Annotated in this window: 21 protein-coding genes; 12 read left to right on the forward strand and 9 right to left on the reverse strand. The window is 63.4% G+C overall.

What is annotated here, in order from left to right; genetic code table 11:
• Positions 1 to 29: 29 nt before the first annotated feature.
• On the reverse strand, positions 30 to 488 hold the full coding sequence (locus ABID26_RS07940; protein ID WP_126098752.1) for a tRNA (cytidine(34)-2'-O)-methyltransferase: 459 nt from the start codon (positions 486 to 488) through the stop codon (positions 30 to 32).
• Positions 489 to 731: 243 nt separating this feature from the next.
• Entirely contained in the window at positions 732 to 899 is a 168-nt protein-coding gene (locus ABID26_RS07945; RefSeq protein WP_354414802.1) for a hypothetical protein, read from the reverse strand.
• A 72-nt stretch (positions 900 to 971) separates the two neighbouring features.
• Between ABID26_RS07945 and ABID26_RS07950 the strand changes: the two genes are divergently transcribed.
• Genes ABID26_RS07950 through ABID26_RS07965 form a run of 4 tightly spaced genes read left to right on the forward strand, consistent with a single transcriptional unit; the run spans position 972 to position 5,492 of the window.
• Positions 972 to 1,370, forward strand: coding sequence for a hypothetical protein (locus tag ABID26_RS07950; RefSeq protein WP_245460272.1), 399 nt, complete (start codon positions 972 to 974; stop codon positions 1,368 to 1,370).
• Positions 1,371 to 1,395: 25 nt separating this feature from the next.
• Complete coding sequence (locus ABID26_RS07955; RefSeq protein ID WP_292340255.1) at positions 1,396 to 3,291, forward strand: ABC transporter ATP-binding protein; 1,896 nt, start codon at positions 1,396 to 1,398, stop codon at positions 3,289 to 3,291.
• The gene (locus ABID26_RS07960) at positions 3,288 to 5,171 is read left to right on the forward strand and encodes an ABC transporter ATP-binding protein (RefSeq protein WP_292298795.1); all 1,884 of its coding nucleotides are present in this window, start codon (positions 3,288 to 3,290) and stop codon (positions 5,169 to 5,171) included. The genes ABID26_RS07955 and ABID26_RS07960 overlap by 4 nt, the downstream gene beginning before the upstream one ends.
• Positions 5,172 to 5,180: 9 nt before the next feature.
• A complete protein-coding gene (locus ABID26_RS07965; RefSeq protein ID WP_292298793.1) occupies positions 5,181 to 5,492 on the forward strand; it encodes a DUF6665 family protein in 312 nt (103 codons plus the stop codon).
• Positions 5,493 to 5,574: 82 nt separating this feature from the next.
• Here the strand turns inward: ABID26_RS07965 and ABID26_RS07970 are convergent, their stop codons facing one another.
• The gene (locus ABID26_RS07970) at positions 5,575 to 5,919 is read right to left on the reverse strand and encodes a cupin domain-containing protein (protein WP_292298899.1); all 345 of its coding nucleotides are present in this window, start codon (positions 5,917 to 5,919) and stop codon (positions 5,575 to 5,577) included.
• Positions 5,920 to 6,231: 312 nt separating this feature from the next.
• Here ABID26_RS07970 and petA point away from each other — a divergent pair, with 312 nt between their 5' ends.
• The 4 genes from petA to ABID26_RS07990 all read left to right on the forward strand — a co-directional run bounded on the left by petA (position 6,232) and on the right by ABID26_RS07990 (position 9,636).
• Positions 6,232 to 6,792, forward strand: coding sequence for a ubiquinol-cytochrome c reductase iron-sulfur subunit (gene petA, locus ABID26_RS07975; RefSeq protein ID WP_292298792.1), 561 nt, complete (start codon positions 6,232 to 6,234; stop codon positions 6,790 to 6,792).
• Between the two features lie 16 nt (positions 6,793 to 6,808).
• On the forward strand, positions 6,809 to 8,113 hold the full coding sequence (locus tag ABID26_RS07980; protein ID WP_292298789.1) for a cytochrome b: 1,305 nt from the start codon (positions 6,809 to 6,811) through the stop codon (positions 8,111 to 8,113).
• Between the two features lie 18 nt (positions 8,114 to 8,131).
• Positions 8,132 to 8,992: a cytochrome c1 gene (locus ABID26_RS07985; RefSeq protein WP_292298787.1), complete on the forward strand. Its 861-nt coding sequence runs from the start codon at positions 8,132 to 8,134 to the stop codon at positions 8,990 to 8,992.
• Between the two features lie 98 nt (positions 8,993 to 9,090).
• Positions 9,091 to 9,636, forward strand: coding sequence for an adenine phosphoribosyltransferase (locus tag ABID26_RS07990; protein ID WP_292298785.1), 546 nt, complete (start codon positions 9,091 to 9,093; stop codon positions 9,634 to 9,636).
• A 220-nt stretch (positions 9,637 to 9,856) separates the two neighbouring features.
• On the opposite strand, the gene ABID26_RS07995 is transcribed toward ABID26_RS07990, so the two are convergent.
• The 6 genes from ABID26_RS07995 to ABID26_RS08020 all read right to left on the reverse strand — a co-directional run bounded on the left by ABID26_RS07995 (position 9,857) and on the right by ABID26_RS08020 (position 14,632).
• Positions 9,857 to 10,327 (reverse strand): MaoC family dehydratase, encoded by a 471-nt coding sequence (locus tag ABID26_RS07995; RefSeq protein WP_292298783.1) that lies wholly within the window; start codon positions 10,325 to 10,327, stop codon positions 9,857 to 9,859.
• A complete protein-coding gene (locus ABID26_RS08000; protein ID WP_292298781.1) occupies positions 10,324 to 10,785 on the reverse strand; it encodes a MaoC family dehydratase in 462 nt (153 codons plus the stop codon). The genes ABID26_RS07995 and ABID26_RS08000 overlap by 4 nt, the downstream gene beginning before the upstream one ends.
• Positions 10,786 to 10,898: 113 nt before the next feature.
• On the reverse strand, positions 10,899 to 11,873 hold the full coding sequence (gene corA / locus ABID26_RS08005) for a magnesium/cobalt transporter CorA (protein WP_126098761.1): 975 nt from the start codon (positions 11,871 to 11,873) through the stop codon (positions 10,899 to 10,901).
• 169 nt (positions 11,874 to 12,042) lie between these two features.
• Entirely contained in the window at positions 12,043 to 13,146 is a 1,104-nt protein-coding gene (gene ychF, locus ABID26_RS08010; RefSeq protein WP_126098762.1) for a redox-regulated ATPase YchF, read from the reverse strand.
• A 91-nt stretch (positions 13,147 to 13,237) separates the two neighbouring features.
• Positions 13,238 to 13,963 carry an aminoacyl-tRNA hydrolase gene (gene pth / locus ABID26_RS08015; RefSeq protein ID WP_126098763.1) on the reverse strand — a complete coding sequence of 242 codons (726 nt, stop codon included), beginning with the start codon at positions 13,961 to 13,963 and terminating at the stop codon, positions 13,238 to 13,240.
• A gap of 24 nt (positions 13,964 to 13,987) precedes the next feature.
• Positions 13,988 to 14,632 (reverse strand): 50S ribosomal protein L25/general stress protein Ctc, encoded by a 645-nt coding sequence (locus ABID26_RS08020; RefSeq protein WP_126098764.1) that lies wholly within the window; start codon positions 14,630 to 14,632, stop codon positions 13,988 to 13,990.
• Positions 14,633 to 15,011: 379 nt separating this feature from the next.
• Here ABID26_RS08020 and ABID26_RS08025 point away from each other — a divergent pair, with 379 nt between their 5' ends.
• From ABID26_RS08025 to ABID26_RS08040, 4 genes are all read left to right on the forward strand, one after another.
• Entirely contained in the window at positions 15,012 to 15,665 is a 654-nt protein-coding gene (locus ABID26_RS08025) for a glutathione S-transferase family protein (protein WP_292371329.1), read from the forward strand.
• Between the two features lie 245 nt (positions 15,666 to 15,910).
• On the forward strand, positions 15,911 to 16,468 hold the full coding sequence (msuE, locus tag ABID26_RS08030) for an FMN reductase (protein ID WP_126098766.1): 558 nt from the start codon (positions 15,911 to 15,913) through the stop codon (positions 16,466 to 16,468).
• Between the two features lie 35 nt (positions 16,469 to 16,503).
• On the forward strand, positions 16,504 to 17,868 hold the full coding sequence (locus tag ABID26_RS08035; RefSeq protein ID WP_292371328.1) for an LLM class flavin-dependent oxidoreductase: 1,365 nt from the start codon (positions 16,504 to 16,506) through the stop codon (positions 17,866 to 17,868).
• Between the two features lie 25 nt (positions 17,869 to 17,893).
• Positions 17,894 to 18,742, forward strand: coding sequence for an ABC transporter permease (locus ABID26_RS08040; protein WP_292340244.1), 849 nt, complete (start codon positions 17,894 to 17,896; stop codon positions 18,740 to 18,742).
• Positions 18,743 to 18,770: the final 28 nt, after the last annotated feature.

The raw sequence follows: 18,770 nt of genomic DNA on the forward strand, positions 1-18,770 counted from the left end.
AACCGTTTCACACTTTTCCTGGAATTGCTTTAGCCGAGCTGGCGCAGCGCTTCGCCCGCGACCATCGCGACGGAGAGCGCGACATTGATGCTGCGCGCGCCCGGCCGCATCGGAATGGTCAGCCGCGCATCCGCCCCCTGATGAACCTCTTGCGGCACGCCGGCCGATTCACGGCCGAACAGAATGATGTCGCCGCCGGCGAAAGCGAAGTCCGTATAGGCGGTCGCGGCCTTGGTGGTGAGCAGCACCAGGCGGCGCGCATTCGTCCGGCGCCATTCCTCGAAGGCGTGCCAGTCGGCATGGCGGGAAAGCGCCGCCATTTCGAGATAGTCCATGCCGGCCCGTTTCAGCGCCCGGTCGGAGAGCGGAAAGCCGGCCGGCTCGATGATGTCGACACTGAGATCAAGGCAGGCGGCGAAGCGCAGGATTGTCCCGGTGTTGCCGGCGATATCAGGCTGGTAGAGCGCGATGCGGAGACGGTCGTTCATTTCCGCATCCTTCTAATAAGTGGCAGATCGGCCACAGGCGTCTCCCGCTTTTGGCGATTTCTGGACTGGCGGGTGGCCATTTTCTGCGAAGTCGAGTATATGCCCACCATCGTCAACCCGAACCGAAGGAGGGGGACCACATGACCATGCATTTCCAGTTCCTCTCCGGGCAGCGCCTCTCCGGGGCTCTTGCATGCCCAACGGCGGTTTCGGTACGACGATTCTTCTGACACTTTAAGAACCTCATCGCACCGATTCCCGCCGAACCCAGTTTTCGGTCTTCGAAGGAATCTTGCGATGTTTTTCAAACTGCCAAAGGGACCAAGCGCCCCACAAGAACGTGTCGGGACCGACGCTTGCCGTCGTGTCCGGGCTGAAGCTTGCCGTCATGCCCCGACCGATGCGTTTCATGCCTCCGGCCGAATGCCGGAGGTCGAGTTCGTGTCACCCTTTTTAACGCATTTGCACATGGAGGACGGACCGATGTTCGATCCCTATAAAATACCGGGTTCAAGAAGCCTGCACGAGCGCAAGATGGCGACCTGGGCGCTGCTGATCGGCGAGACCTACTCGTCGGCGGTCCATGCCGAGATGCGCCGGCGTCCGCATCGCGGCATGCTGCCGGATGTCGATTTCTCGCGCGCCGTACCCGATCCCGGCCGGCCTTCGCTGGTGCGCCGTATCGCAAGGCTGTTCCGTCCGGGCGAGAAAGCACGCGCTGGCTCCAGCGTGCCGTCAGGATCGCCAAACGAGCCTGTCGGCGAAAAGCCCGCGACACCCTATATTGCGCGAAGCAGGGCCGGCGATGCAGTTGATTCCGTATCGCCGGCCCGTCATGCCGCGCGGCCGAAAGGCCTTACCCATCAATCCCGCGCCGCGTGAGCGCACAGACAGTCGAGTGCCTGGAATGTTCCGCTGGTTTGAAAAGAGGCTCGATCCGTTTCCCGCGGCGGAACCGGCAGAGCCGCCGAAAACGCTGGTCGCCTTCTGCGTGCACTACACGCGTGGCGTCTGGCCCTACATCGTCGTGGATGCAGTGCTGGTGGCGGTGATCGCCGTCACCGAAGTGTGGATGTTCGGTTTCATGGGCCGCATCGTCGACTGGCTGTCGGCGCAGAACCGAGAAACTTTCCTGCAGACCGAGAGCTGGAAGCTGGCCGGCATGGCTTTCATCGTGCTGGTCGCGCTGCCCGGCACGGTCTGGGTGCGTTCGTTGGTCAACCAGCAGACGATGATGGGCAACTACCCGATGCGCATCCGCTGGCAGGTGCATCGCTACCTGCTCAAGCAGTCGATGGCTTTCTACCAGGATGAGTTCGCCGGCCGCATCGCCACCAAGCTGATGCAGACCGCACTCGCCGTGCGCGACTGCGTCATGAAGGTTATTGACGTCCTCAACTACGTGATCGTCTATTTTCTCGGCATGCTGCTCATCGTCGGCTCGGCGGACTTGCGGCTGGCCGCACCCTTGGGCGTATGGCTGATCGGCTATATCGGGCTGTTGCGGTATTTTATTCCCCGGCTCGGCAAGGTCGGCGAGGAACAGGCCAATGCGCGTTCGACCATGACCGGCCGCGTCGTCGACAGCTATGCCAACATCCAGACGGTGAAGCTGTTTTCGCATGCGCGCCGCGAAGCAGCTTTCGCCAAGGAGGGCATGGCGGGCTTCCTTGATACCGTGTACCGCTCGATGCGCCTGGTGACGGTGCTCTACGGCCTGCTCTACATCCTGAATTCGCTGCTGCTGTTCTCGGTCACGGCGATCTCGCTTTGGCTGTGGCTGGACGACGCGGTGACGATCGGCGCAGTGGCCGTGGTCATCGGCCTGGTGCTCAGGATGTGGGGCATGTCGCAGTGGATCATGTGGGAGATGTCGGGCCTGTTCGAGAACATCGGCACGGTGCAGGACGGCATCCAGTCGATCTCGCTGCCGCGACTCGTCGAGGACAGGCGGGGTGCCAAGGACATCACCGTCAGCCAGGGCGAGATCCGCTTCGAGGACATACGCTTCCACTATGGCAAGCAGAAGGGCGTCATCGAAAACCTGTCGCTTATGGTGAAGCCGGGCGAGAAGGTCGGCATCGTCGGCCGCTCCGGCGCCGGCAAGTCGACGCTGGTCAACCTGTTGCTGCGCTTCTACGACCTGGAAGGCGGCAGGATCCTCATCGACGGCCAGGAGATCGCCGGGGTGAAGCAGGATTCGCTGCGCGCGCAGATCGGCATGGTGACGCAGGATACCTCGCTGCTGCATCGCTCGGTGCGCGACAACATCCTCTACGGCCGGCCCGATGCCAGCAACGAGATGCTGGTCGAGGCGGCGCGGCGGGCCGAGGCGCTCGATTTCATCGGCGGGCTTTCCGACCACAACGGCCGCAAGGGATTCGACGCCCATGTCGGCGACCGGGGCGTCAAATTGTCCGGCGGCCAGCGGCAGCGCGTCGCCATTGCCCGCGTTATGCTGAAAGACGCGCCGATCCTCATCCTCGACGAGGCGACCTCGGCGCTCGATTCGGAAGCAGAGGCGGCGATCCAGGAGAACCTCTACAAGCTGATGCAGGGCAAGACCGTCATTGCCATCGCGCACCGGCTGTCGACCATCGCGGCGATGAACAGGCTCGTCGTCATGGACAAGGGCCGCGTCATCGAGGAGGGCTCGCACGAGGAGCTGGTCGCGAAGGGTGGGCTCTATGCCCAGCTCTGGCAGCGGCAGTCGGGCGGCTTCCTGCTCGACGACATGCCGGCCGAGGCCGCCAACGATGCGATTGCCCATGAGTTTGGCGCCAAGGGTGAAGCCGCGGAATGATGAAGGCCGTCTATCACTGGTTCGAAGGCTGGGTCTACCCGTTCCGAGAGCCAGCGAATCTTCGGCCACCCGCCAGTGTCCGCGGCTTCCTCTGGCACTATGTCGGGCAGGCGAAGCTCGCCTTCTTCGCCATGCTGATCATCGGCGGCATCGCGCCGCTGGTCGAGGCCGGGCTGTTCTATTTCGTCGGACGGCTGGTCGATATCCTCGACCAGCTTCCCGGAGAACGCAGCTGGCACGCGCTGTGGGCTGCCGCCGGTCCCGAGCTTCTGTTCATGGGCGCTGTGGTGCTGATCATCCGCACGCTGGTGGTCGGCCTTTCGGCGCTCGTCGACGAACAGACGATCACGCCGGGCTTCTACAGCCTGGTGCGCTGGCAGGCGCACCGGCATGTCTCGCGCCAGTCCTACGCTTTCTTCCAGAACGATTTCGCCGGGCGCATCGCCACCAAGGTCTGGCAGGCCGGGCAGGCAACCGGCGACCTGATGGAGAGCTTCATCGAGGTCGTCTGGTTCATGATCGTCTACACGGTGACGACGCTGGCGCTGGTCGCCGGCCTCGACCTCAGGCTGGCGGTGCTGGTGGTGATATGGATCGCCGCCTTTGCCTGGTTGGCCCGGCTCTATTTGCCGGCGATCCGCAAGCATGCCGAGGCGACCGCCGAGGCCGGCTCGATGATCACCGGCCGCATCGTCGATTCCTATTCCAACGTGCAGACGCTGAAGCTGTTCGCCGCCGACGGCGACGACCGCTACATCCGCAGCGGCTTCGACATCTATCTCGATGCGCTGCGGCCGTTCACGCGCCGGCTGACCGGCGTGCGTATGGCGCTGACGACGCTTTCGGGCATCATGATCACGTCAATCGCCGTCTTCGCCGTCTATCTTTGGGTGGAGGGCTCGATCACCGTCGGCGCCGTCGCTTTCACGCTTTCTCTCGTCTTGCGGCTCAACATGCTGTTGGGACGGGTGATGATGCAGCTCAACAGCATCTTGAGGAATCTCGGCGTGCTGGAGAATTCCAAGGCGCTGATCTCGCAGTCGCTCGGCCTGACCGATGCCCCGGACGCCAAGCAGCTGGTGGTTGACGGCGGCCGCATCGACCTCAAGAACGTCACCTTCCATTATGGCAAGGGGGCAGGAGTTCTGGACGGCATCGACCTCGTCGTGCGGCCTGGCGAAAAGGTCGGGCTGGTCGGTCCGTCGGGCGCCGGCAAGACGACTTTAGCCAATCTCATCCTGCGCCTCTACGACCTCGAGGGCGGCAAGATCCTGATCGACGGCCAGGACATCGCCAAGGCGACGCAGAATTCGCTGCGCGCCAATATCGGCGTGGTCAGCCAGGACACTGCGCTCTTCCATCGCTCGCTGCGCGACAACATCAAGCTCGGCATGCCGGACGCGACGGACGCGGAGGTGATCGCCGCGGCGCGCAAAGCCGAAGCGCATGATTTCATCATGGGGCTGCGCGACAATCGCCAGCGCGCCGGTTACGAGGCCTATGTCGGCGAGCGCGGCGTGAAGCTCTCCGGCGGCCAGCGCCAGCGCGTGGCGATCGCCCGCCTTTTCCTCAAGGATGCGCCGATCCTCATCCTGGATGAAGCGACCTCGGCGCTCGATTCCGACATCGAAGCGGCGATCCAGGAAAACCTGGTAAGGCTGATGGAGGACAAGACCGTCATCGCCATCGCCCACCGGCTGTCGACCATTGCCGCACTCGACCGGCTGGTCGTGCTCGACGGCGGGCGCATCGTCGAAGAGGGCACGCATGACGAGCTGGTGGCGCTCGACGGGCTTTATGCGCGGCTGTGGAAGCGGCAGTCCGGCGGCTTCCTGTTCAATGAGGAGAGCGTGCTGGAAGAGACGCGGCCAGCGGAGTAGAACGCAACCATGTCGGTACGCATGCCCAGCAATTTCGGACGAAGCGGCGCGCAGGAGAACGCGCTCGACCTGCTCGGCCACGAAATCCTCGCCGAAAAGGCGGCCGCCCTTGGCCGCGCCGGCCAGCGCGTCGAGGAGACGCTGGCGAAGTTGCGCGAGAACGGCGAGGGCGGGGATCGCAACCGGCTGCTGAAAGAGGCAGCGGCGGCCGTCCACGGCTATTTCATCCAGCGCGAACTCTGCGGGCTGCGCAAGCACGACGCCGTGATCCGCGAATACAACATCCCGAGGGCGGTGCTGGTCAGGCTAGGCGCCAGTTAGCGCTCTTTGAGTCTGACCATGATCTTTCCCGAAAACCGGTGCGCACTTTTAGCTACGCCGACCTTCGGTTCGGGATCATGGTCTATTCCAGCCATTCGGTGATGAAGCTGCCGTTCTCGTGGATGTCGGTGGTCTCGAGCGGACCAGGGCCGAGATTGGTGAATTTGTGCGGCGTGTCGGGCGGGACGATGAGGATCTGGCCGGCCGAAGCCTCGATCTGCTGGTCGCCGACCGTGAACAGGCCGGTGCCGGCGCGGATGATGAAGATCTCCGTGTAGGGGTGCTTGTGCAGGCGCGGGCCGCCGCCGATGCCGGGCAGATAATTGAAGATCAGGCAGCTTCTGGAGCCAAAAGCGCCGCATTGCAGCTCGCCTTGCCAGCGGTCGGGCGCCTCCGCCCATTTGTCGCGATCGATGACATGCGCCATGGCTGGAGAATAGACCGGGCCAACGGCCGCTGTCGAGGTGAACAAGAGCTCTCTTTCGCCCTCGATTCCCAGCTGTTTCAAGGCGTTCGGCGGTCTGCCGACGACACCTCGGCGCAGGCCGTGACCTACACCCGCGACAATGTGCCCTTGTGCCTTCACGCGTCTGGACAAAAACGGGCTTCACGCATAAACCGAACTCCAAATGCCGGAGGAATTCGCTAGCCTGTTCGCCATGCGCTGTCAGGCCGGCGCGATGGAGCGGGGACAAGGCTCGGCCGCCGGCACGGAAAGAGGCGAAAGGATCAGGCACCCGTGAGCGCAACCGACATCCACGATCCCAACCGTCGCGATTTTCTCTATATCGCCACCGGCATGGCCGGTGTGGTCGGCGCGGGCGCCGTCGCCTGGCCGTTCATCGACCAGATGCAGCCGGATGCCTCGACGCTGGCGCTGGCTTCGGTCGAGGTCGATGTCTCTTCGCTGCAGCCCGGCAGCTCGCTGGTCGTCAAGTGGCGCGGCAAGCCGGTCGTGGTGCGCAACCGCACCGAGAAAGAGATGAAGGACGGCGCGGCGGTCAGCCTCAATGATCTCAAGGATCCGATCGCTCGCAACGCCAACCTGCCGGCCGACGCGCCGGCGACCGATGCCAACCGCACCACCCCCGGCAAAGAAGCCTGGATGGTGATGGTGCAGGTCTGCACCCATCTCGGCTGCATCCCGCTCGGCCAGGAGGGCGATTTCGGCGGCTGGTTCTGCCCGTGCCACGGCTCGCAGTACGACACCGCCGGCCGCATCCGCAAAGGCCCGGCGCCCGAGAACATGGCGATCCCGGTATTCAAATTCATTTCCGATACCAAGATCCTTATCGGCTGAGGCAGGGGATATTTCGATGAGCGAGGGACACTCCACCTACACGCCGAAGACCGGGATCGGACGCTGGTTCGATGCCCGCATGCCGCTGCCCAGGCTGGTCTATGACAGCTTCGTCGCCTATCCGGTGCCGCGCAACCTTAACTACATGTGGACGTTCGGCGGCATCCTTTCGATCATGCTGGCGGCGCAGATCCTGACCGGCATCGTGCTGGCCATGCACTACACGTCCGATACCATTCTCGCCTTCGATTCGGTCGAGAAGATCATGCGCGACGTGAATTCGGGATGGCTCTTGCGCTATCTCCATTCCAACGGCGCCTCGTTCTTCTTCGTCGCCGTCTACATCCACATCTTCCGTGGGCTCTTCTACGGCTCCTACAAGGCGCCGCGCGAGCTGCTGTGGATCCTCGGCTGCATCATCTACCTCCTGATGATGGCCACCGGCTTCATGGGCTACGTGCTGCCCTGGGGACAGATGAGCTTCTGGGGCGCCACCGTGATCACCGGCTTCTTCAGCGCCATTCCGCTGGTCGGCAACTGGATCCAGGAGCTGCTGCTCGGCGGCTTCGCCGTCGACAATCCGACGCTGAACCGGTTCTTCGCGCTGCATTACCTGCTGCCTTTCATGATCGCCGGCGTCGTCGTGCTGCACATCTGGGCGCTGCATGTCGTCGGCCAGTCGAACCCGACCGGCATCGAGGTGAAGTCGAAGACCGACACCGTCGCCTTCACGCCTTACGCCACCATCAAGGACGCGTTCGGCATGATCGTGTTCCTGTTCGTCTTCGCCTATTTCGTCTTCTACCTGCCGAACTATCTCGGCCACCCCGACAACTACACGGTCGCCAACCCGCTGAAGACGCCGGCCCACATCGTTCCGGAATGGTACTTCCTGCCGTTCTACGCGATCCTGCGCGCCATCACCTTCAACATCGGGCCGATCAACTCCAAGCTCGGCGGCGTGCTGTGCATGTTCGGCGCCATCGCCATGCTGTTCCTGGTGCCGTGGCTCGACACCTCGAAGGTGCGCTCGGCGGTCTATCGGCCGTGGTACAAGCTGTTCTTCTGGCTGTTCGTGGCCGACGCCATCCTGCTCGGATGGCTGGGCTCGCAGCCGGCGGAAGGCAGCTATGTGTTCATGGCGCAGATGGCGACGCTGTTCTACTTCGCCTTCTTCCTGGTCGTCATGCCGGTGCTCGGCCTGATCGAGACGCCGCGGCGCCTGCCGAACTCGATCACCGAGGCGGTGCTGGAAAAGAAGAACAAGGGGGCCGGCGGACATCCGGCAGGCGCGGTGAGCGCGCCGGAAACCAAGGGCTGAGAATCTAGGGGATTTGGCATGAAGAAGATTCTCACCTCGCTGGCGGTGCTCGGCCTTCTGGCGGCAGGCGCTGGAGCGGCCACCGCTCAGGAGCAGGGGCACGCAGAGGCGGCGCCGACGCATTTCCCGATCAACGAGCCGAAGGAGATGAGCTGGAGCTTCGCCGGCCCGTTCGGCACCTACGACAAGGCCCAGCTGCAGCGCGGCCTGAAGGTCTACAAGGAAGTCTGCTCGGCCTGCCACTCGATGAACCTGGTGGCGTTCCGCACGCTGGAGGGCCTCGGCTATTCGGAAGCGCAGATCAAGACGCTGGCCGCCGAATACACCATCCATGACGGCCCGAACGATGCGGGCGACATGTTCGACCGCCCGGGCAAGCCTTCGGACCACTTCCCGGCGCCGTTCCCGAACGAGCAGGCCGCAGCGGCCGCCAATGGCGGCGCCGCGCCGCCCGACATGTCGCTGCTCGCCAAGGCGCGCGGCGTCGAGCGCGGCTTCCCGCGCTTCGTCTTCGATATCTTCACCCAATATGCGCAGGGCGGGCCGGACTACATCCACTCGCTGTTGACCGGCTACGACCAGACGCCGCCGGCCGGCATGGCGATCCCGGAAGGCACGCACTACAATCCGTACTTCCTGTCCGGCGTGTCGCTGAAGATGCCGAAGCCGCTTTCGGACGGCCAGGTGACCTATGACGACGGCTCGCCGCAGACGGTCGATCAGTATTCGCGCGACGTTGCAGCATTCCTGATGTGGGCCGCCGAGCCGCACCTCGAAGACCGCAAGAAGACCGGCTTCCGCGTGCTGGTGTTCCTGCTGCTGTTCGGCGCGCTGGTCTACATGACCAAGCGCAAGGTCTGGGCCGACGTGGCGCACTGAGGCGCCGGGCTTTCCAGAAAATGCGAGGGCGCCGAAAGGCGCCCTTTTCTTTTCGGCCGCTTGCCGGCAAAACTGTGCGGCAACGGATCAAACCGCCCATGAAATCCTCCCTCGAAGACACGCTGCTTGCGGCCATCCGCACGATTCCGGATTATCCCAGACCCGGCATATTGTTTCGCGACATCACCACGCTGCTCGGCGATGCGCGCGCTTTCCGCCGGGCCATTGACGAGTTGGTGCACCCTTACGCCGGGCTGAAGATCGACAAGATCGCCGGCATCGAGGCGCGCGGCTTCATCCTGGGAGGCGCCGTGGCGCACCAGCTTTCGGCTGGCTTCGTGCCGATCCGCAAGAAGGGCAAGCTGCCCTACGAGACGGTTCGCGTCGCCTACAGCCTCGAATACGGGCTGGACGAGATGGAGATGCACAAGGACGGCGTCTCGCCCGGCGAGAAGGTGATCTTGGTCGACGACCTGATCGCCACCGGCGGCACGGCGGAAGCGGCAGTGAAGCTGCTCAGGCAGATCGGCGCCGACATCGTCGCCGCCTGCTTCGTTATCGATCTACCCGATCTTGGAGGGCGGCAGAAGCTGGAAGCGCTCGGCGTGCCGGTAAGGACCTTGATCGGGTTCGAGGGGCATTAGCTCTTGCCTTCTCCCCTTGTGGGAGAAGGTGGATTGGCGCGCAGCGCCAAGACGGATGAGGGGTGTTGGAAGGAACGAGGCGCAGGTGAAGCTGGTGAATTTGTCGCCTTGCGTCGCGTTATCCATGTGAGCAGGCGTATCTGCCAAGCTGGAACACCCCTCATCCGACCGAGCTTCGCTCGGCCACCTTCTCCCACAAGGGGAGAAGGGCAAGGTGGCGCTACTCCACCTTCACCAGCACGGCGCTGTCGAACTCGATGACCTTGTCGCCGGTCGAGTCAAAACCCTCCGAGCGTAGCGTGAGCAGGTTCCAGCCGGGGCGCCCGCCAAGGGGACGATGGGCGAGCGCGGTGCGCGTGAAGGTCACGGTCTCGCCGGCATAGACCGGCTTCAGCCATTTGAGATTGCGAAAGCCAGGCGACGGACCGAATTCGGGCTGCGGGCCGGGACCGGCCCAGCGCACGCCCTCGGTCTCCATGCGCTTTTCGAGGTTGTATTTCATCCAGATGGCGGCGGTGTGCCAGCCCGAGGCGCAGAGACCGCCGAGCACGCTCTTCTTCGCCGCCTCCTCGTCGACATGGAAGACCTGCGGATCGTATTTCTTGGCGAAGGCCTTGATCTCTTCCGCGCCGAACTTATGCGAGCCGAGGGTGACGGTTTCACCGATCAGGAAATACTCGTCCAGGGTCACGCGATGGCCTCTCGGCTCAGGAACATGCCCGTGTTCTCAAGCTCGAAGACGCATTCGCCGCGCTGGTTGAACAACTCGCTGCGCATGCTGACCAAGCCGAGCTGAGGCCTCGACTTGGACTGGCGCTTGGCAAGCACGGTGACCTTGCCGGTAAGGCGATCACCGGCCAGAACCGGCTTCTTCCATTTGACATGCTCGATGCCCGGCGAGCCTTGCGAGGTCGAATCGAGCAGGAAGGCATCGCACAGCATGCGCATGAACATCGCGCAGGTGTGCCAGCCCGAAGCCGAAAGGCCGCCCAGGATGCTGGCCTTGCCGGCCTCCTCGTCGAGATGCATCGGCTGGGCATCGAATTCGCTGGCGAATTCGATAATCTCGGCAGCGCTGACATTCTTGCTGCCGAGGTCGAGCGAGGCGCCCTCGACGAAGTCCTCATAGGCCCAGGTCTTTCCGGTCATATCGGCAATCCGGTTGACGAATGCGTGATCCCCACGGTCGGGCACCCCGGATGAAGGCCCGAGCCAGTTTGGTCAAGTCCTTTCTGGTGAGCCAGTTGCTTCCGCTGGCGCGGTCAGAGCCAGCCGCGCCGGCGGAAATACCAGAAGGGCAGGATTGCCGAGATCACCATCAGGCCGATGGCGAAGGGGTAGCCGAACTCCCATTTGAGCTCGGGGATGATGTCGAAGTTCATGCCGTAGATCGAGGCGACCAGCGTCGGCGGCAGGAAGATGACGGCGGCGACCGAGAAGATCTTGATGATGGCGTTCTGCTCGATCGAGATCATGCCGAGCGTGGCATCGAGCAGGAAGGAGATCTTCTGCGACAGGAAAGTGGCGTGGTCGGCGAGCGACAGCACGTCGCGCGACAGCGTCTTGATGCGGGCCCTCACGTCCTTGCTCATCTTGGTCTGGGCAGCGACATGGGTGAGAAAGCCGGCCAGGCGCTGCAGCGAGATCAGGCTGTCGCGGACGGAGGAAGCGAGATCCTCCTTGCGGCCGATGCCTTTCAAGAGCTCCTGGAAATCGCGGCTGCGCTTCGAAGCCTTGGTCGAGCGCGCCTCGAAGATGTCGCGCGAGATCACTTCCACGTCACGGCCGGCGCGCTCGAGGATATCGGCCAGCCGATCGACGATCGCTTCCAGGAGGCCGATCAGGATGGTGTCGCCGCTGGTGCAGCCGGTCGCCACCTTTTCGGCGCGCAGCGGGAAGGTCTTGAAGGCCTTGGGCTCGTGATAGCGAATGGTGATCAGCCGGTTGCCGGCGAGCGCAAAGGTCACCGGCGACATCAATGGGTCGTCGACCTCGGTCTGCGCCGGCAGCACGGCGGTCATGAAGTAGCCGCCGTCCTCGACATAGAGGCGGCTCGAGATCTCGATTTCTTCCATCTCCTCTCGGGTCGGGATGGCAATGCCCAGCCAGCCCTCGATGACGGCCTCTTCCTCCTTGGTGGGATTGAACAGGTCGGCCCAAACAACCCTGTCGCCGTCTCGGGTAAGATCGTCGGTGACCCGCAGGCGATCATTGTCCACGACGAAGGCCTTGATCATCGCCGGGTCTCCCTTGCTGGACCAAAGAGATTTCGTTCGAAGCGTCGTCCGGATGGCACAGGCTCATGGAGCCTGTCAGCCCCGGCCGCTTAGCCCTGCTGCATCACAAGGTCAAGACAAGGCGTCCACCGGCCGGAGGACCGGCGGTCAAAACCGGGTGCAAGCAATATCAGGTGTTGAACTTGAACAGCATGATGTCGCCGTCCTGGACGACATACTCCTTGCCTTCGTCGCGCGCCTTGCCGGCTTCCTTGGCGGCCACTTCGCCGCCCAGCGTGAGGAAATCGTTGTAGGAAATCGTCTGGGCGCGGATGAAGCCGCGCTCGAAATCGGTGTGGATGACACCGGCAGCCTGCGGTGCCTTATCGCCTTTGTGGATCGTCCAGGCGCGCGTCTCCTTCGGCCCGACGGTGAAATAGGTGATCAGATGCAGGAGCTCGTAGCCGGCGCGGATCACCTTGTTGAGACCCGGCTCATCAAGGCCGATCGAGGCAAGGAACTCCATTTCCTCCTCGTCGGAAAGCTGAGCGACTTCCGCCTCGATCGCCGCCGAGATCACCACCGTGCCGGCGCCCTGCGCGGACGCCATCTTCTCCACCGCCTTGGTATGCTCGTTGCCGGTGGCGGCGTCCGCCTCGGCGACGTTGCAGACATAGAGCACGGGATGCGAGGTCAGAAGGTTCAGCCCCTGCAGGATGCGCAGATCCTCCGCCGCGATGCCGTTGAGCAGGAAGCGCGTCGGCTTGCCGGCCTGCAGCAATTCGAGCGATGCCTCCATCATCGGCAGCACGGCCATGGCTTCCTTGTCCTTGCCGGCGGCGCGCTTGCGGAATTGGACGATGCGGCGCTCGAGGCTTTCCAGGTCGGCGAGCATCAGCTCGGTCTCGACCGTCTCGGCGTCGGCGACCGGATCGATACGGCCCTCGACATGGGTGATGTCGTCATCCTCGAAGCAGCGCAGCACATGCACGATGGCGTCGACCTCGCGGATGTTGGCGAGGAACTGGTTGCCAAGCCCTTCGCCCTTGGAGGCGCCGCGAACCAGACCGGCGATGTCGACGAAGGAGATGCGGGTCGGGATGATCTCCTTCGACTTGCCGATCGCGGCGATCTTCTGCAGGCGCGGGTCCGGCACCGCCACCTCGCCGGTGTTCGGCTCGATGGTGCAGAAAGGATAGTTGGCGGCCTGCGCGGCGGCGGTCCTGGTCAACGCGTTGAACAGCGTCGACTTGCCGACGTTGGGCAAGCCAACGATGCCACATTTGAAACCCATTTTTGTTCGGTCCTATCGGGAATTCGAGTTTGCGGAGGCTATGGGCGAAAGGGCGGACGATCGTCAAGCCCTCGGGCGGTCGTGTTTCGGTTCAATCCTTACCGCCGAACAGCTTCTTCAGCATCGCAGCCATCGGGCCGCTTTCGGGGACCTTTGCCGCTGGCTGCTGCGGACGGGCCTGGCGGATGTGGCTTTGTGCCTTGGGTGCCTTGGGTGGCGGCCGGTCGTCATCGCCGGTGGGCACGAGCTTGTCGCGCAGCGCCAGCGTGATGCGGTTCATGAAGGAACTGTCGTCGCCCTTGGCCAGCAAGCCTGCGTCGTCGGCGATCGCGTCGAGCAAAACGTCGAGCCATTCACGGTCGGCCTTGGCGAAATCGCCGAGCACATGGCCGTGCACCATCTCCTTGACGCCGGGATGGCCGACACCGATGCGCACGCGACGATAGGCATTGCCGACATGCTGATCGAGCGAGCGGATGCCGTTGTGGCCGCCTGATCCGCCGCCAACCTTGACCCTTACCTTGCCGGCGGCAAGGTCGATCTCGTCGTAGAAGACGGTGAGGGCGGCGGCGTCGAGCTTGTAGAATCGCAGCGCTTCGCCGACCGATTGTCCGGACAGGTTCATGAAGGTCTGCGGCTTGATCAGCAGGACCTTCTCGCCGCCGAGTGAGCCTTCGGAAATCAGCCCCTGGAACTTTTTCGACCAGGGCGAAAAGGAATGGCGGCGGGCAATCGCGTCCGCCGCCATGAAGCCGACATTGTGCCGGTTGTTCTGATATTTCGCGCCCGGATTGCCGAGGCCTGCAAAGACAAGCATCGTCGCCTCCGGACGCGGAAGAGATTACTTCTCTTCCTCGGCAGGGGCCGCCGCTTCCGGCGCCTCCGCCTCGGTGGTTTCTTCCGCCTCCGGCTTCATTGCCGCTGAGCCGGCAATGGTCGCGATGGTGAAGTCGCGATCGGAGATCACCGGCTTGACGCCGGCCGGCAGGGCAACCGCCGAAATGTGGATCGAGTCGCCGATTTCGGCGCCGGTGAGATCGACGGTGATGAATTCCGGGATCGCGTTGGCCGGGCAGTGGAACTCGACTTCGTGGCGAACGATGTTGAGCACGCCGCCGCGCTTGATGCCGGGCGACTTCTCTTCATTGATGAAATGGACGGGCACGTCGACATTGACCTCGGTGTCCTTGCCGACCCTAAGGAAGTCGACATGGACCGGGAAGTCCTTGACCGGATCGAGCTGAAAATCCTTCGGCAGGACCTGGATCTTCTTGCCGTCAACATCGATCGTGGCGATCGTGGTCAGGAACCCGCCGCCGTGGATCTTGTAGAAGACGTCCTTGTAGTCGAGCGCGATCGCCAGGGGTGGCTGCTTGTCGCCGTAAATAACTGCAGGCACTTTACCGTTACGGCGAACTGCACGGGCGGACCCCTTACCGACCTGTTCGCGCGCTTCGGCCTTGAGCTCGTAAGCCTCGTGGCTCATGGCATTTCCTTTCGCGTGTTTTGGAGCGTTCGCGGCGGGCAAGCCCATCCGTAAACGTCGAAAGCCGTCGCAGCTTGCATGGTCGATCCAATGCTTTTGGCTGTCCAAACGCTTTGGGGATCATGCAGGCCTGGCCGGCCTTCCTCCGCGTTGCCTCCAAGGGTGTCTACGCGGGTGGCGGCTCTATAGCGGAAGCCGGGCAAGGGCGCAAGCCGTTGAGGCGGAAGCCCTTGACCAAGGTCGGCTTGAGCATAGTCGACGCTTCCGCCTGACGCAAAGTTGGATCTGCCAGCCAGCTCCGAGCGCCGTCTGCATTCGTCATGTAGGATCGGGCAGGTTTCAATCGTCCTTGGCATTCGAAGGACCTCTGGAGATCGACATGAAACTTCTGTTCAGCCGCAACCCCAATCCTCGCCTCGCGGTCGCGGTGGCGCGCTATCTCAAGGCGGAGGTCGCGTACGAATTCGCATCACCCATGGCGCCGGGTCAGGCCGAGCGCTATCGCGCGCTGAACCCCAATTTGACGTTACCCATATTGGTCGGTCCCGGCTGGAGCCTGTGGGAGGCTGACGCAATAGCCTGCCGGCTCTCGCGCGACACGCATTCGAATTTCTGGCGCAGCGGAGACGACGAGCCCGAGATGATCCGCTGGCTGAGCTGGGGTAAGGAGAATTTTGCCCGCGGCTGCGACATGGTGCATTTCGAGCGCGGCACCAAGCAGCGTTGGGGGTTGGGGCCGATCGACAAGGCCCTGGTCGAGGAGGGGCTTGGAGTATTCCACACATCGGCCGCCATCCTTGATGTGGTGCTTTCGGAAAGGGAGTGGCTGGTTGGCAATTCCGTCTCCTATGCCGACTTTCGCATGGCGACGTTTCTCGCGTTCAACGATGTCGCCAGGTTGCCGCTCGAGGACTACCCATCCATCCGCCGCTGGTATGGCCGGCTCGAGGCGATCGATGCCTGGCGCGACCCGTTCCAGGGGCTGGAGGCGCCGCCGCTGCCGCTGGTCAACAGCGAAGCCTTGCCGGACTGAGCGTCGATCTGAACCGATCCTTTTGAAGGATGACCGGGGATCTGCCGATCATAGCTAAAATGGCCGATAACCTCGCCATCCTGGTGATGGGACGCGGACCGGAACTCCGCATCCGCTGAACCAACCAACGGCGAAAGGACGCAAACTCAATCCCTCCGCCAAGCTCGTTTTGAAATCTTCTCGCTCACTTAATTCTACAAAGTCGGTAGTCTTAATGGAGAAGCACTCGCGAGGAGAGCCTGAAAATGACGAAGAAGCTGGTGGTGGGGATATCCGGCAACCTGACCCGCCCGTCGAAGACCAAGGCGTTCATCAGCCACATTGCCGGCGAGGTCGCCGGCCGGATCGGCGCGGCCGCGGCGGTCTTTGACATTGATGATCTTGGCCTATCGTTGCCTACGGCACGGCGGCTTGGTGATCTCGACCCGACTGCCCGCGGTGTTATCGAACAGCTGGTCAACGCCGATGTTCTAGTGGCCGGATCGCCGACTTTCAAAGGCAGCTATACCGGCCTTTTCAAGCATTTGTTCGATCTGCTTGATCCGTCCTCTCTGCGTGGAAAGCCGGTTGTTCTTGCGGCGACCGGCGGCGGCGAGCGTCACTCGCTGATCGTCGAGCATCAGCTGCGACCGCTGTTCGGCTTCTTCGAAGCGCTGACCATGCCGACCGCGATTTACGCCTCCGACAAGGATTTTGCCGACGGCGTGCTGGTGTCGGAAGCGATCCATGCCCGCGCCCGTCAGGCCGTGGCCGAGGCTGTCAACGTTGTCGGCGCCACCCGCAGCGTCGGCCTCGCCGCCTGACCCCGAAGCATTCGCATCGAACCGAAGGATCAGCCATGACCAGCCCCAGCAAGTCCAGACAGATCAAGCTCGGCGCCTTTCTGCCCGGCGGCGGCCAACATGTCGCGGCCTGGCGCCATCCGGAGTCGCCGGCTGACGGCGCGACCAATTTCGAGTTCCACAGAAAGCTTGCGCTGACCGCCGAGCGTGGCCTGTTCGATGCCTATTTCCTCGCCGACAATCTGACCGTCGGTCTCGGCGCCCGCGAGGGCGGCAACGCCAAGATCGCCGGTTTCGAGCCGGTGACGCTGTTTGCGGCGCTGGCGCCGTTCACCACCCATATCGGCTTCATCGCTACCGCTTCGACGACCTATGAGGAGCCTTACACGCTCGCCCGCAAATTCGCTTCGCTCGACCTTCTGTCGAACGGCAGAGCCGGCTGGAACGTCGTGACCTCGGCGGGCGACGATACGGCGCGCAATTTCAACCGCGACGTCCAGCCCAACCATGCGGAGCGCTATGCGCGGGCGCATGAGCATGTCGAGACCGTCAAGGCGCTGTGGGATAGCTGGGAAGACGACGCTTTCATCCGCGACAAGAAGACCGGCCGCTTCTACGACAAGGACAGACTGCACGACATCAACCACAAGGGCGAGCATTTCAGCGTCAAAGGGCCGCTCAACGTGCCGCGTCCGGTGCAAGGGCATCCCGTGGTGGTGCAGGCCGGTCAATCCGAGGACGGGCGCGGGCTTGCGGCCGCTTCGGCCGAGGTGATCTTCACAGCACACCAGAATCTAGCCTCCGCGCGGGAATTCTATCGCGACATCAAGGCGCGCGTGGCGGCGGCCGGCCGCGATCCGGCGCAGGTGCTGATCATGCCCGGCGTGGCACCCTTCGTTGGCCGTACCGAAGAGGAGGCCCGCGCCAAATACCGGCAGTTGAACGACCTGATCCTGCCGGAAGATGGCGTGGCGCTGCTCAACGCGCTTGCCGGCCAGACACTCGACCTCAGGGACTATCCGCTCGACGGTCCCTTGCCGCCGAGCAAGGAGACCGAAGGCATGAAGAGCCGGCAAGCGCTGATCCGCCAGATCGCCGACGAGCACAATTTCACGATTCGCCAGCTCTATCAGTGGGTGGCGACCGCGCGCGGCCATTACACGGTGATCGGCAGCGCCACACAGGTCGCCGACCAGCTGGAAGAGTGGTTCACCACCGAAGCCGCTGACGGCTTCAACATCCTGCCGCCCTGGCTGCCAGGCGCGCTCGACGACTTCGTCGACCTGGTGATCCCCGAACTGCAGCGCCGCGGCCTGTTCCGCACTGCCTATGAAGGCAGGACGCTGCGCGAGAATCTCGGTCTCAGGCGGCCGCGGAATCCGTGGACGGTCGCGCGTTCGACCGTGCTCGCAGCCGAATGATCCTCAGAAGACGGAAGGCAAGACGATGACTTTGCAGCACATCGAACGCCCGGTCGGTATCAGCGGGCATGAGGGCGGCAATGGCTTCGGGACGGAGGCCTTGCGGCTGGCCGGCCGGACCTCGGCGCGTATCCTGTCGCGCTATGGCGTGCTGCTCGGCTTCCTGGCGCTCTGGCAGGTGGCGGCAAGCAGCGGCTGGGTCAATACGGCGGTGCTGCCGCCGATCGACACGATTGTTGCAGCACTCTGGAAGGGGCTGGCCGGAGGCAGCCTGCTCGGCGACATCGCTATCAGCCTGCAGCGCGCCGGTCTCGCTTTCGCGGCGGCGGTCGTCGTCGCTATCCCGCTCGGCCTGGTGATGGGCCAGGTGCGCGCCGTGGAAACCGCGCTCGACCCGATCGTGCAGCTCTTCCGCCAGACCTCGGCGCTGGCGCTCTATCCGGTGTTCATCCTGCTTTTGGGACTGGGAGAAGCATCCAAGGTGTTCGTCATCTTCTGGGCGACGCTGTTTCCGCTGCTGCTCAACACCATCAGCGGCGTCAAGGAGGTCGACCCGAAGCTGCTCGAAATGGCGCGCGTCTATGGCGCCCGGCGACTCACCATTTTCCGCCGTGTCGTGCTGCCGGGAGCCGTGCCCTCGATCTTCGTCGGCTTGAGGCTCGGCGCCACCACTGCGCTGCTGCTGTTGATCGCCTCGGAGATGATCGGCGCCAACAAGGGCATCGGCTTCCAGGTGATGAATGCCCAATACAACTTCCAGATCCCGCTGATGTTCGCGGCGATCGTTATCCTTGCGGCGCTCGGCCTGATCGCCAACCAGGCGCTGGTCAGCCTGCAGCGGCGGCTCTGCCGCTGGAGCAACACCGTCGGCTAAGCAGCCAATCTTTCACTTCTCATTCCTG

Source organism: Mesorhizobium shonense, assembly GCF_040545255.1.
GTDB lineage: Bacteria > Pseudomonadota > Alphaproteobacteria > Rhizobiales > Rhizobiaceae > Mesorhizobium > Mesorhizobium shonense.